This window comes from Achromobacter sp. GbtcB20 (genome assembly GCF_019091095.1).
GTDB lineage: Bacteria > Pseudomonadota > Gammaproteobacteria > Burkholderiales > Burkholderiaceae_B > Achromobacter > Achromobacter mucicolens.
The window spans coordinates 159,602-173,518 of sequence record NZ_JAGXJZ010000004.1; the positions used below are offsets into that span (position 1 = coordinate 159,602).

The 13,917-nt window shown below is 64.4% G+C and carries 10 protein-coding genes; 7 read left to right on the forward strand and 3 right to left on the reverse strand.

What is annotated here, in order from left to right; all coding sequences use genetic code 11:
• Positions 1–3,270, forward strand: coding sequence for a hybrid sensor histidine kinase/response regulator (locus tag KVT32_RS08175; RefSeq protein ID WP_217617994.1), 3,270 nt, complete (start codon positions 1–3; stop codon positions 3,268–3,270).
• A 35-nt stretch (positions 3,271–3,305) separates the two neighbouring features.
• Positions 3,306–4,262, forward strand: coding sequence for a response regulator transcription factor (locus tag KVT32_RS08180; RefSeq protein WP_227741224.1), 957 nt, complete (start codon positions 3,306–3,308; stop codon positions 4,260–4,262).
• 29 nt (positions 4,263–4,291) lie between these two features.
• Here KVT32_RS08180 and KVT32_RS08185 read toward each other — a convergent pair whose 3' ends face one another.
• Together KVT32_RS08185 and poxB are read right to left on the reverse strand one after the other, a co-directional pair.
• Positions 4,292–5,335 carry a DNA-binding protein gene (locus tag KVT32_RS08185; RefSeq protein WP_217617995.1) on the reverse strand — a complete coding sequence of 348 codons (1,044 nt, stop codon included), beginning with the start codon at positions 5,333–5,335 and terminating at the stop codon, positions 4,292–4,294.
• Between the two features lie 139 nt (positions 5,336–5,474).
• The gene (gene poxB / locus KVT32_RS08190; RefSeq protein ID WP_217617996.1) at positions 5,475–7,202 is read right to left on the reverse strand and encodes a ubiquinone-dependent pyruvate dehydrogenase; all 1,728 of its coding nucleotides are present in this window, start codon (positions 7,200–7,202) and stop codon (positions 5,475–5,477) included.
• Positions 7,203–7,407: 205 nt separating this feature from the next.
• Between poxB and KVT32_RS08195 the strand changes: the two genes are divergently transcribed.
• The 3 genes from KVT32_RS08195 to KVT32_RS08205 all read left to right on the forward strand — a co-directional run bounded on the left by KVT32_RS08195 (position 7,408) and on the right by KVT32_RS08205 (position 12,182).
• The gene (locus KVT32_RS08195) at positions 7,408–8,526 is read left to right on the forward strand and encodes a site-specific integrase (RefSeq protein ID WP_217617997.1); all 1,119 of its coding nucleotides are present in this window, start codon (positions 7,408–7,410) and stop codon (positions 8,524–8,526) included.
• Between the two features lie 114 nt (positions 8,527–8,640).
• Positions 8,641–10,191, forward strand: coding sequence for a sensor domain-containing diguanylate cyclase (locus tag KVT32_RS08200; RefSeq protein WP_217617998.1), 1,551 nt, complete (start codon positions 8,641–8,643; stop codon positions 10,189–10,191).
• Between the two features lie 236 nt (positions 10,192–10,427).
• Positions 10,428–12,182 carry a diguanylate cyclase gene (locus tag KVT32_RS08205; protein WP_217617999.1) on the forward strand — a complete coding sequence of 585 codons (1,755 nt, stop codon included), beginning with the start codon at positions 10,428–10,430 and terminating at the stop codon, positions 12,180–12,182.
• 23 nt (positions 12,183–12,205) lie between these two features.
• On the opposite strand, the gene KVT32_RS08210 is transcribed toward KVT32_RS08205, so the two are convergent.
• The gene (locus tag KVT32_RS08210; RefSeq protein WP_174245449.1) at positions 12,206–12,358 is read right to left on the reverse strand and encodes a hypothetical protein; all 153 of its coding nucleotides are present in this window, start codon (positions 12,356–12,358) and stop codon (positions 12,206–12,208) included.
• Between the two features lie 315 nt (positions 12,359–12,673).
• On the opposite strand from KVT32_RS08210, the gene KVT32_RS08215 reads away from it, so the two are divergent.
• The gene (locus tag KVT32_RS08215) at positions 12,674–13,264 is read left to right on the forward strand and encodes a TetR/AcrR family transcriptional regulator (RefSeq protein ID WP_056317821.1); all 591 of its coding nucleotides are present in this window, start codon (positions 12,674–12,676) and stop codon (positions 13,262–13,264) included.
• Between the two features lie 54 nt (positions 13,265–13,318).
• Positions 13,319–13,798: a nuclear transport factor 2 family protein gene (locus KVT32_RS08220; protein ID WP_217618000.1), complete on the forward strand. Its 480-nt coding sequence runs from the start codon at positions 13,319–13,321 to the stop codon at positions 13,796–13,798.
• The last annotated feature ends 119 nt before the right edge of the window (positions 13,799–13,917 follow it).

The following is a 13,917-nucleotide window of genomic DNA, read 5'->3' on the forward strand; positions in this document are numbered from 1 at the left end:
ATGCGTAAGCCGGACACTCCGTTTGCCCGAATCACCCGCACCTCGCGCTGGTTGAACTTCGCGCTCTTCGGCATCCTTCCCTTTGCGCTGATCCTGATCGGCGCGCTCTATTGGGGTTTGAATCGCATCGTCGACCAGGAGCGTGACCGCCTGAAGCTCGATTTCTCCATCCTGGTCGGGTACATCCAGGCGCAGGAGCAATTCCTGGGCAGGCTGCGCGCGCATAACGCATCCCTTCCCGAAGAAAGCCTATCGACCACCATCAATCTGCACGCGACCGAGGTGCCGGAACGCTTCGGCATGCAGATCTTCGAAGGCCAGCACACCTATGCGGAAATGGCGTTTTCGCTGGCGTGCGAGCAGGCCACGGACTGTCCCACGGCGGGCCGGCGGCTCGCCAACCTGGGCGAATTCCTGGCCGACTTCTACTCCAGCTTCTGGGCCGCATCCTACTACCCGGCTTCCACGGTATTTCTGGTCAACCAGGCGGACAGCATCAGCATGAGCGTGCCTGCCGTGGACGCCGTGTCGGGGTATGACCGGCTGAGCGCCGCCGCATTCCTGGCGGTGACGGACGCCGTCAGGACCGAACTGCGCCGCCTGCAGACAGTGCGACAACGCCTTATCGACCAGGACCTTCCCAGCCACCGCGAACTGCCAGGCACCGGCCGCGTGCATTGGTTCCGGTCGGAAGCGCTGTCCGGCAGCATGCTGGGCATCATTTATGCCGACATGCCGCAGTCGGTCTGGTCCACGGCACAAGGCAGGACGTCGGCTGTGTACGCCACCACGCAATTCAACCACCAGCGGATCAACATCTTCGAAAAGACGCTGCGCAAGCCGCTGCATGGCGGATTTTGGCTGACCCACCGCGATGAAGGCCTGCTGCTGGGCGAGGCGCCGGGCCCGGCAGCGTCCCGGGATGGGCTCGAATACACAGCAGACGGCATCGTGCTGCGTGTCACGGATCCCTCCGGCGTGTGGACGGGCACATATCGCATCAGCTATGGCGCGTTTTTCCAGGACAACCTGTGGCTGCCGGCCATCGCGGGCCTGCTGCTCTTGCTCAGTCTTGGCGCCGGCATCGTGTCCTCGCGCTGGTACAGTCGTCATGTCATTGCGCCGGCGTCCAATGCGCAGCGCGACATCGTCGAAAAGGAAGAATTCAGCCGTACATTGATTGAAACCGCACCCGTGGCGCTGTGCGTGCTGGCGCGGCCGATGGGACAGGTGGTGTTCGGCAATAGTCTCGCGCTTCAATGGCTGGGCGCCGAGCCCGGCCGCGAACTGGACAATTCACCCAAGACCAACCTCTTTCTGCGGCAAGTCCTGGGCGCGACGGGACCGGGCACCATCGCCAGTTTCGAGGCCACGGACGGACGTCCGTTGTACGTCGCCTACGCACCCACGCGCTACAACAACCAGGACGTCGTGCTGTGCGCCTTTTCCGACATCAGCGCCCGGGCCGTGATCGAGCAGGCCCTGACGGACGCCAAGCGCGAGGCGGACAAGGCCAACGAAGCCAAATCGACTTTCCTGGCCACGATGAGCCACGAGATCCGGACGCCGCTGTATGGCGTGCTGGGCACGCTGCAGCTCATGAGCCTCACCGCGCTGGACGAAGAACAGCGGCAGCACCTGGAACGCATGCAAAGCTCGTCCGCGATCCTCTTGCAGCTCATCAGCGATGTCCTGGACATCACCAAGATCGAAGCCGGGCAGCTAGCGCTGGAGTATTCGGACTTCAACCCGCGCGAACTGGTCGAGGAATGCACCAACGCCTACGCGGCGATGGCCGAACAGAAGGGGCTGCTGCTGTTTTGCAGCGTGGACGTTGACGTGCCCGACTGGATGACCGGTGACCCCGTGCGCATCCGCCAGATCCTCAGCAACCTGCTCAGCAACGCCATCAAGTTCAGCGACTCCGGACACGTGATCGTCCGCCTGACGGTGGGTCACGTGCTGGACGGCAAGACGCATCTGCGGCTGCAAGTGGTCGACACGGGCATCGGAATCCCCAAGGAGGGCCAGGCGCAGCTGTTCGTTCCCTTCTATCAGATCGACAGCGGCTCGCACACGGTGCGCGGCGCCGGCATCGGCCTGTCGATATGCGCGCGGCTGGCCGGTCTGATGGGCACCAGCATCCGCGTCACCAGCGAACTTGGCCTGGGCAGCAGTTTTTCGCTGGATTTGCCTTTGTCAGTGGCCGCCGGCCAGGCTGCCAGCCCGCCCGACCTGAGCGGCATGAACGCATACGTTCGCAGCCCGCACCACGAACTGTCCGACAACGTCTGCCAATGGCTCAAGCGCTGGGGCGCCGCCGCGGCCCCCGTGAGCGCTCCCTTGCCCGCCGGCACGCCGGACGACATCCTGGTCGACGTGCTTTACACCGGAGGCGCCAACCTGGCGGACTGGCCCGGCCACCATGTGCTGGCCAGCGCAAGCGGCAAGCCGCCCACCGCGCGGACCGTCAAGGTGATCGCCAGCGTCGAACACATCGCCGCCGGCATGTTGGCGGCGGTTCGCGGTGAAGTCGCCTTGTCTGGGGACGCCGACAGCGGCGCGTATACCCCGCTGGGATTGTCCATTCTCGTCGCCGAAGACAACCCGATCAACCAGGCCACCCTGCAACATCAGCTGGAGCAACTGGGCTGCGAGGTCACGCTGGCGTCCGACGGCGCCGAGGCGCTGATGCTGTGGGGGCTTGCCCGCTACGACGTCGTGCTGACCGACGTGAACATGCCGCGCATGAATGGCTATGAGCTCGTCCAGGCGTTGAGGGCCCAGGGCGCCACCGTTCCCGTCATCGGCGTGACCGCCAATGCCATGCGCGAAGAAGAGGAACGATGCCTCGCGGCCGGCATGACGTCGTGGCTCGTCAAGCCCATCAGCCTTTCCACGCTTAGGCGGCATCTGCAGGGAAGCGGCGCGCAGCCGGCCGACGCGGCCGAAGCCGCAGCGCAGCCGCGCGCAACACGCCAACCCGAACCCGAGCCTGCCGTGCCGGAAAAGTACCGCGCATTGTTCATCAGCACGATGGAAGCGGACGTCACGCAGATGGTGCGGGCCCTTGAAATCAACGACCAGCGCCTGCTTGGCCGCACCTTGCACCGCATGCGAGGCGCGCTGAGCGTCATGCAGATGACGGCGATCACGGAACGGCTGGAGGCGCTGGAAGACTTGCTGCGCGGCACGGGTCTGGATGCCGTGGCGCAGGCCGAGGGTCACGCGGTGGTGCAACTGCTGCGCAACACCTTGGCGGAAATCTAGCCTTCATTCCGTCCGCTTATTGGCCTTGCGCAGGCTTGCTTTCGAAGCTTATCGATGTATCGATTGACGATCCGAAGGTAGATTCAGCGGCTTTATCTCTTTCCCCGCCCGCCTGCCTCACGCCCATTCACCCTGCAGCCCAACCGCTTCTGCTCGCCTTTTCAGTGGAGTTTGAACATAAAATGGTCACCGACGGAAGTATCGAAAATCCTGGCGCCCTTAGCCTGGTGGGGCCAGCCAAGGAACGGCTTCCCCCTGCGGCATCGCAAGCCGGACACGAGGAATCACCAGGTGCATTCGAACATCAACGCGATGGCGGGTCCATGATGAAGCTTTCGTCTGACCAGGATGTGCGAATCATCGTCGCCGACGATCATCCGATCATTTCTCTTGCGCTTGCGGATTCCCTGAACGAGGTGCCCGGTTTCACGGTCGTCGCCACCGCGCGCTCGGGACTCGAACTGGTCACTGCGGTGCAGGACCATCCCTGCCATCTCATCGTCACCGACTTTTCAATGGCCGCCCGGTCTGGTGATGAAGACGGATTGCGGCTCATCGAACGTCTGCAACGCCTGTTTCCGGAAATCCCCATCGTCGTCTTCACGATGCTGTCCAACAGCGGCATCCTGAACCAGCTTCGCCAGGTGGGCGTAACGGGCATCGTCAGCAAGGAAGAGCCCATCGACGAGCTGGTGTCGATATGCATCCGCGCGCTGACTGAAAGCGGCCCCATCCTGTCCAACAGCATCGGCCAGCGGCTCAGCCAGAATGACGTGACGATGGGACGCGCCGGCAGAACAAAAGGGCTGTCGCCCAAAGAACTTGAAGTGGTCCGAATGTTTGCGCAAGGCCTGTCCGTGACAGAGATCGCAAAGCGCCTTCACCGGTCGGTAGCCACCATCGGCACGCAAAAGCAATCGGCCATGCGCAAGCTGAACATCGAAACCAACGCCGAACTGCTCAGGTACGCGGACGAACAAGGGTTCTCTTGATGGGGTCGCCCCAAGCGGTGCGCCATGAATTACTTGGGTTGAGCCGGCTCAGGTGTGTGCGCCGGCTGCGTGGGGTGTGACGACGCTTGCATCGCCAGCAAACGCGTCGTCAGTTCGCCGAACTGGACGTCACGGGATTTCAGCTGCGCCATCAGACTATCCACCTGCGCGGATGCGCCCGCGAGGCGTTGCGCCAGATCCGATTCCCGCGCCTGGCTGGCTTGAAGCGCTTGGGCCGCCGCCACGGTCTCGGCATGCCGTTCGCGCTGATCGGCCAGCGCCTGTGCCTGAAGGGCGGCAGCTCGCTGCTCGGCCGCACGTTGTTGCTCCTGGACGGCGGCAAGCGCGTCGCGTAGCTGGTCTGCCTGCTGTTGGGCGGCAACCAGGGATGCATCCAGCCGAGTCTGCAAGCGCTTAACCGCGCTCCGCTCCGCATCCAGCTCGTTCAGCCAGCGGCGCTCGTGGGCAGCGTGGCGCGCATCCAGGGCGGCAATCGCCTGTGCGTGCCGGTCGCGGTCCTGCTCGGCGTCGGCCAGCAAGGCCTTGTTGGCGGCGCGGACGTCCTCCAGACGGGTTTGCGTTGCGGCCAGCGCCGCGTCCCGTTGGCGCAATTGCGCTTCGGCGGCTTGCAGACGGTTTTCGGTGGTGGCCAATTGCGCCCTGGCGACCTCCAGCGCTTCCTGCAGATGCTTTTCGCGCTCGATCAACTGCGCCTCGCGCAGTTCAAGCTGTTCAGCCTGCGCGGCAAACCGCTCCCCTTCCCTGGCCAATTCCTCCCACCGTTCCTCATACGCCCGAGCCTGTTCAGCCCTGGCTGCCGCCAGCGCGGCTTCCCAGAAATGCGTGGCGGCCTGGGCGATGGGGTCCGGTACCGCGGTGGGTGCGGCAAACGCGCGCGGATCCTGAATGCGTGCGCCCAGCGCGCGGAACCAGGTTTCCAGGTGCGGACTGACGGTATTGGGCGACCCCCGGCCGATTTTCTGGCGAACTCGCTCAATGGTGGGCCGGGCGCCCTCCAGCAACAGCGCATCCGCAGCGCTCCAGACGTCCGATTCCGTAATGCCAGTGGCCATGATGATCTGCGTTGCCGAAGTGGGTGGGATTAGTCACGATAATGGAACCTTATCGTGATTTAACTTGCATATACGTTATATATCTTACAGCATACGTAATATTTTATACATAACGCGATTTGCGGCCTCCGCCCTTCCCTCAACGTCCAAGATTCGTCCGGGCAAGCTCAACGACCTCATCGCCGCGGCCGTTCATGATGGCTTTGAGCATGTACAGGCCAAATCCCTTGGCTTGCTCGAGCTTGATCTTGGGTGGCACGATCAGCTCTTGCGCCGAAACCACGACGTCGACCAGCGCGGGACCGGGGTGCGCCAGCGCTTCCGTCAGCGCGGCGTCCAGCATTTCCGACGACTCGACCCGGATGCCCCGGACGCCGACGGCTTCTGCCATCGCCGCGAAATTGGGGTTCTTGAGGTCTGTGCCGGTATCCAGGAAGCCCTCCGCTTTCATTTCCATGGAAACAAAGCCGAGCGCGCCGTTGTTGAAGACGACGATCTTCACAGGCAGCTGCAACTGGGACAGGGACAGGAAATCTCCCATCATCATGGTGAATCCGCCGTCGCCCGATAGCGAGATGACCTGCCTGCCTGGCGCGGCCGCCTGGGCGCCGATGGCCTGCAGCATGGCGTTGGCCATCGAGCCGTGGTTGAACGAGCCCAGCAACCGGCGCTTGCCGTTCATGGAGAGATATCGCGCAGCCCACACGGTGGGCGTGCCGACATCCACCGCGAAGATCGCGTCCTCGTTTGCGAGCGCGTTGACGCGGTGCGCCAGGTATTGCGGATGGAGCGGCCTGCCAGCCGGCGCGGGCACGGCGAGGCTGTCGAGGTCTTTGCGTGCATGCCGGTAATGATCGAGGGCAGCGTCCAGGAATGTCTGGTCCTGACGCTCGTCAAGCTGTTCGAGCAGCGCGGCGATGGTTTCGCCGACGTCGGCGGCAATGCCCAACGACAACGGCGCGCGCCGGCCGAGGGCGGCGGGGTCGCGATCGATCTGGACGATCTTTGCGTGTTTGGGATAGAAAGGCCGGTACGGAAAGTCCGTGCCCAGCATCAGCAGAAGCTCGGCGTTTTCCATGGCTTGGTATCCGGACGAAAAGCCGATGAATCCGGTCATGCCGACATCGAACGGGTTGTCCCACTCGACGTGCTCCTTGCCGCGCAACGCGTGAATGATGGGCGCTTTGAGGCGCTGCGCCAGCGCGATCACGGCGTCGTGGCTGCCGGCGCAGCCGCTGCCCGCCAGAATCGACACCTTTCGCGCCCCGTTGAGCAGACCGGCCAGTTGCTGCACGGCCGCCGCGCCTGGACGCAAGTGCGCACGCGCGGGCGGCGCGGGCCAGAACGCGGGCGCATCCGCGGGCGCCGCAGCAAGCGCCACATCGCCCGGTATTACAAGGACCGCCACGCCCTGCCTGCCGACCGCCGTGTTGATGGCGCGTGCCAGCACCCCTGGCAATTGCGCAGGGTTCGATACCAGCTCGACGAAGTCGGCGCATTCCTTGAAGAGTTCCTGGGGATGCGTCTCCTGGAAATACCCCAACCCGATTTCAGAGGACGGAATGTGGGCTGCAATGGCCAGGACGGGAAGGCGGCTGCGTTGGCAGTCAAACAATCCGTTGATCAGATGCAGATTGCCCGGACCGCAACTGCCTGCGCATACGGCCAGCGATCCGGTGACGGCTGCTTCCGCGCCAGCGGCGAATGCGGCGGTCTCTTCGTGCCGGGTGTGCATCCATTCGATTCCGCCAAGCCGCCGAAGGCTATCGTTCAGTCCATTGAGACTGTCGCCGGTCACCCCCCAAATGCGGCGTACCCCGACGTCGGCAAGCACTTTGACAAGAAAATCTGCGACGGTTGCGGCCATGGAAGGCTCCTTGAAGAACCGCCGCCGGGAACGCTACCGCTACTGACTGCCCTCAGCGCCGGAAGTTGACTTGCGTGCGGGAAATCGTAGCACCGCGCGCCACGCTTGGCCGATGGCGGCCGCAGGCGCCTCCACCGGCTAACATGACGGGATTGTTCAACTGATCCCTCACCCAGGAGACGGCATCTGCCGTGCGCGCGGAAACATGAATGACTTGCCAGGCGCGGCGCCGGCGCTGACACGCGCCCTGGCGCGGTTGGATCCGGATAACCTTGACCGCCAGGCGGACGCCGCGGTGCGCGACCTGTTGCGCGAAGGCAGTTCCCCCAACACGGCTGCCAGCTATCGCACGGCGATCCGTTACTGGTCGGCCTGGTTCGGGCTGCGTTATGGCCGGTCGTTCGCCTTGCCTGTGTCAGAGGCCGCGGTCATTCAATTTGTGGTGGACCACGCGCAGCGGTCTTCCGGGGACGGTCTTGAATGGGAACTGCCGCTGGAGCTGGACCAGGAACTGGTGCGCCTGAAGGCAAAGGGACGGTTGGGCGCGCCCAGCCTGAACACGCTGCTGCAACGCCTGTCGGTGTTGTCCAAGGCGCATGAATTGCTGGGCCACCCGAACCCCTGCCGCGCCGCCGCCGTGCGCGAGCTGGTGTCCAAGACGCGCCGCGCGTACGCCCGCCGCGGCGTCGCGCCCGCGCGCAAGGAAGCCCTGACGCGCGAGCCGCTTCAAGCCATGCTGGACACCTGCGACGACTCGTTGCGCGGCAAACGCGACCGCGCCCTGCTCCTTTTTGCCTGGGCAAGCGGCGGCCGGCGCCGGTCTGAAGTGGTGCAGGCCACCGTGGAGAACACGCGCCGCGCGGGCGATGGCTATCTGTATACGATGGCGCATTCCAAGACGAACCAGACGGGCGCCCTTCGGGCGCAGGACCAGAAACCGATATTGGGCAAGGCCGCGCAGGCGCTGGCGGACTGGCTGGCCGCAAGCGGCATCCGCCAAGGGCCGATCTTCCGGCGCGTGCGGCGCGGCGATGTGGTTGGCGAGCCGCTGGCCGCCGCGGCGGTGCGCGACATCGTTCTGGAACGCAGCCGGCTGGCCGGACTGGACGGCGCCTATTCGGCACACAGCCTGCGGTCCGGGTTTGTCACGGAGGCCGGGCGGCGCAACGTGCCGCTGGGCGACACGATGGCGATGACCGGCCACGCCAGCGTAGCGACGGTGATGGGATATTTCCGGGCCGGCGCCGCGGCGCAATCTCCGGCCGCTCGCCTGCTGGACGACCCGCAGGGGCCAGACCTACAGGATCCCCCCGGCCTGCCGTAATGGTGGGAGTGACCGTACAATCACCGCGCCCCGGCCTTTACGCCGATCGATGCCCATCGGATCGGATGCAACCGCCCAAGGCGCCGGCTTGTCCCCTGCCCGTCCCCGACCCCCATGCAAATCAATCTTCGCGGGCTTGTGCTTGCGCTTACCGTCTTCAGCGCCATCGCGGCCACGGCCAATGCCCTGTATGCAAGCTATCTGGTGCAGCGTGAGCAGTTGATCGAGAACACCCTCGAATCGAACCGCGTCTACGCCACGAAGCTGGCGGAAAGCGCGGCAAGCTTCCTGCGGTCCGCACAGCAGCAATTGGGATACAGCGCCCGGCACATGCCCGAGCTGATGGGATCGCCGGATCGCCTTGCCGCCGAAGTGATGCGCGTGCAGCAACAGACCGATAGCTTCAACTCGGTAGGTGTCGTGGGGGTGGACGGCACAGTCCTCGCGACCACGCAGACCTTCCGGAGCTTTCTGGGCGTGCAGATCGACAGTCCGGGCAGCCGGGCCGCCCTGCGGGCCCGCCAGCCCATGATCAGCAAGCCCTACGTGTCCGTTGCGGGCAATCTGCTCGTCAATGTGTCGCATCCCATCTTCTCGAACGACGGCCAGTACCTGGGGTATGTGGGGGGCGCGATTTACCTGCGCAATGAAAGCGCCTTGCATGAGCTGCTGGGCAATCACCATTACCACGATGGATCGTATCTGTACGTGGTCGATGGCGATGGGCAGCTTATCTATCACACGGATGCCTCTCGCGTGGGCGAGACGGTGCTGTCCAATCCGGTGGTGGCATCGGTGGTCAAAGGCAACGCCGGGGCGATGCGCGTCATCAATACCAAGGGCGTGGACATGCTGGCCGGGTATGCGCCGGTGCCCATCAGCGGCTGGGGCGTGGTGGCGCAGCGCCCTGCGCAGGTCACATTGGAGCCGATCCACGACCTTATCTGGGCGCTGTTGGGCTATGCTGCGCCGCTGGCGGTGGCGTTTCTGCTGGCCATCTGGTGGTGCGCCCGCATGATTTCGCTACCGCTGTCGCAACTGGCGACGAACGTCGAGCATCAGGACGTCAGCGAGGCGATGCAGCGAGTGCATTCCGTCAAGGCGTGGTACTTCGAGGCCGAGCGCCTCAAGCGCGCCGTGATCGCCAGCTTCACCAGTCTGCAGGACAAGATTGGCAAGCTGAATCTGGCCAGCATCACCGATCCGTTGACCGGCCTGCGCAACCGCCGCGGCACCCAGGATGCGGTGGACCAGATGCAGGCCGGCGGCACGCCGTTTTCGGTGGTGGCGCTGGATATCGACCATTTCAAGCGGATCAACGATACCTACGGCCACAATGTGGGCGACGAGGTGATTCGCGACATGGCGCAGATCATGCGCGAGTGCTCGCGTCCGTCCGACGTGCTGTGCCGCAACGGCGGCGAGGAGTTCCTGATCCTGTTGCCCGGCGTGGCCGCGCGGGAAGCTGTCCATGTCGCCGAACGGCTGCGCACGCATATCGCCGAGCGCCCCTTGCACGGCGACAATCGCGTCACCGTGTCGGCCGGCGTGGCGCAATGGCCATCGAGCGGGCCGGATGTGGACGAAGCGTTCCGTGCCGCCGATGCCGCGCTGTATGTGGCCAAACAGCAGGGCCGCAACCGGGTGGTGATGCACGAGGCTTGATGCCCAGGATTGCGAGGCGGCAGGTCGCTGGCCGGCGTGTCCTGTCTGCGAGCGGCACGGCGCGACGAAAGTCGATGGCGCAAGTTTTCGCAGATAAACGCAATTAACTGCGTTGGAAAGAAATAATCTTGCCGCCATAAACTGAAATAAGCCATCTTCTGCCAAAAGCCAGGTCTTCAAAGGGGCAATTACAGTATCCTGCGCAGCTTCCACTTTGCCTGGACCTGCACGCCGAGATGTTGCGCCCTGCCGTCGCGCCAAAATCCCTGGAATGTCATTTCATCGCGCTGGCCGTCGGCGTGCTGTTGCTGGTGTCGGTGCTTGCCGGCATCCTGCTCTATCAGAATTGGCGATCCTACGGAGCGGCGTCGGACGCGCGGCAGGCATTCTCGTCGGTGCGCGCGACGATCCGCGTCATGGAGCATGCCTCCGCGGAGCGCGGCCCCATGAACGCAGCGCTGGGGTCCGCCCTGCCCGTGCCGCAGCACGTCATGGATTCCCTGTCAGCGGCCCGCGCCCGCACGGACGCCCTGATTGACGCGCTGCTGGCGCTGCATGCCGGCGCCGACGGCGCCGCAAAGCGCGGCGAGATTCAGCAGATTCGTCAGGCGCTGGCCAGCGCGCGGCAGGACATCGACCAGCTCATCGCCACGCCGCGCGATCAGTTGTCGGGACAAATGTTGTGGGACGCGGTCAGCGGCATGGTTCGCATCATTCCGCAGTGGCAGGCCAGCCTGGCTGCCAACGCGGGATGGGTCATGCGCAGTGAAGCCAATGCGCCCAGTTTGCTGACGCTGGCACTGCTGGCCAGCGAGCTGCGCGAACAGGCAGGACTGCTGGGATCCACCTATACGCCCGCGCTGAGCCGCCACCGGAAGCTGACGGCCGAGGAACAGTTCCGCATTGAACGCGTCCTGGGCCGGATCGACGAGTTGCGCGCGCTCATTGAAGCCCGCATGGCGACGCAGCCCGATGTGCGCGCCTCCGAGGTCTATGCCCGCATGCAACAGCGCTACTTCGGCGACGGTCTGGCCTATCTGGCGCGCGTGCGCGGGCAGGCATCGCGGCAGTCCGACGAGCCCGCCGTGTCGACCGCCGCGCTGGCAGCGGCCTATGTGCCGCTGATGGGCGCCATCACGGAATTTCGCGACGTGCTGCTGGACGAGATGGGACGGCATATCGAGGCGCATCGCATGGCCGCTGCGCGGCTGCTTGCCGTGACCCTGGCGGCCACCGCGCTGCTGGTGGCCGCCCTTGCCGTGGCGCTGGTGCAATTTCGCAAGCGCGTGATCCAGCCTTTTGCGCAGGCCACGCGCATCATCGGATCCATTGCCAGCGGCGCGGCGCCAGCCAACATTGCGCACGGCAATCATCATGGCGAAGTGCAAGACATGTTCAATGCGCTGCGCGTGCTCAAGGAGAAGTCCGCCGCGCAGAAGCAGCTTGAAGCCGAGCGCGACCGGTTGATTGCGGATCTGGCGCACTCCGCCGAGACGGACTATCTGACCGGGCTGCTGAATCGGCGGGCCTTTGAGAAGCGCTTTGAGGCGGCGCGCGCGCATTGGGACGAGAGGCAGCCGATGCTGGCGTTCATCCTGTTCGATATCGACCACTTCAAGACCATCAACGACACGCACGGGCATGCCAGCGGCGACCTGGCGCTCAAGGCCGTGGCGCAGCTGTGCCACACGACGTGGCGTCAGTCGGATGTCGTTGCGCGGGTGGGCGGGGAGGAATTCGCGGTGCTCTGCCGCACGCGTAGCGCACAGCAGGCGATGGAGATGGCGCAGCGGATGCGAGACCGCATCCGGACCTGCTCAGTCACGTCGGCAACCGGAGCCCCGTTCGGGCTGACGGCCAGTTTTGGGGTGGCGTGTATTTCGTGGAGCCATGCAGAAAGCGTCAGCGGCCTTTTTCGGGCCGCTGACGAACTGCTTTATCTGGCGAAATTGAACGGGCGCGATCAAGTCCAGCAACGCACCCTGGGGTGAAAGCAGGGTCCGGGCTTACAGGCTTAGTTCTTCACGCGCGAGACGTCGGCCTTTTTGGGCGTATCGGCGTGGGACGGCGTGTCGTGCCGGTCGGACTGCTTGTTGGCCTCGGGGGCCTTCCAATTCAACGGGGGGATCTCGAAGCTTCCCTTCTTGGCAGTCAATTGATGAGACATAAGCATGCTCCTGGACAGGCGCATGGCTTCCCCCGCCGAGCATTGCGCACAGATTCAGGCGGGCCATGAATGCCGCGGGTGCGGGGGAGCATTCAGGAGCAGGCGTCGCCGGGATTCGAAACTACTGGCTTGTTCTTATAATTTTGCCGATAGATAAAAGATTTTAGCAGAATTTTGGCAGAAATAGCAAGCTAAATTGCGGGGCGTCGCCCTGCGAGCGCGTTCGGCTTTCGGAACCGGGACGGAAAAATCGCGTTGACGACGGAGAATGATCGTTCTACTATCTGCCCATTGCAGATAGAACGATCATTCTCCATGACTGAAGCTCATACCGATTCCCATACCGAATCCCGCGCCGACGTGCAGGAAAAGTTGTTGCGCGCCACCGAGTCCCTGATCTATGCCGGGGGCATCAACGCCACCGGCATGGACCTCATCGTCAAGACGTCCGGCGTGGCACGCAAGAGCATCTACAAGCACTACGGCACCAAGGAAGTACTGGTGGCCGCGGCGCTGTCGGCCCGCGATGAGCGCTGGATGCAGTGGTTCATCGATGCGACGACGCGCGCGCCCTCGCCGCGCGATCGCGTGCTGTCGATCTTCGATGCGTTGCGCGAGTGGTTCGCCTCGGAAGGCTTTCACGGCTGCGCCTTCATCAATGCCGCCGGCGAAATCGGCGACCCCGACAGCCCCATCCGCGCGGTGGCGCGGCGCCACAAGGAGCGTCTGCTTGCGCATGTGCAATCGCTGGTGCAAGCGGCTGGCGTGGCGCAGCCTGAGGAGTGCGCGCGCCAGTTGCTGGTGCTGATCGACGGCGCGATTGCCGTGGCCATGGTCACGGGCGATGCATCGATCACGGACAGCGCCGAGCGCGCGGCCGCAGCGCTTCTTAAGGCCAACGCCTGACCCCATCCACGTTTCCTTCCTGATTCCCTCCCCCCCGACCATGAGGCTCACGCCATGACATCGTCCCCTGAAGTCCGTCCGCCCCTTCCTCCCTTTACGCTCGAAAGCGCCATCCTGAAAGTGCGCCTGGCCGAAGACGGCTGGAACACCCGCGACGCGGACAAAGTTGCCCAGGCCTACAGCCTGGACACCCGCTGGCGTAACCGCGCCGAGTTCGTGCATAGCCGCGACGAAGCGCGCGAATTTCTTTCGCGCAAATGGGCGCGCGAACTTGAGTACCGGTTGATCAAGGAACTGTGGGCCTACACCGGCAATCGCATCGCAGTGCGCTATGCATACGAGTGGCGCGACGACTCGCGAAACTGGTTCCGCTCGTACGGCAACGAGAACTGGGAATTCGGCGAGGACGGCTTGATGATCCACCGCCATTCCAGCATCAACGACCTTCCCATCAAGGAAGCCGACCGCAAATTTCACTGGCCGCTGGGACGCCGTCCGGACGATCATCCCAGCCTGTCCGACCTGGGCATGTAAACGCCCTGCACGGCTCTCGCGCGGGCCTGCAGCGCCTGGGCGGCCCGCGTGCCGCGCAGGCGCTTGACGCGCGCATTTCCCTTCAAGAAAGCCTAGGGATTTCCCCCGTTTTCGTGGCT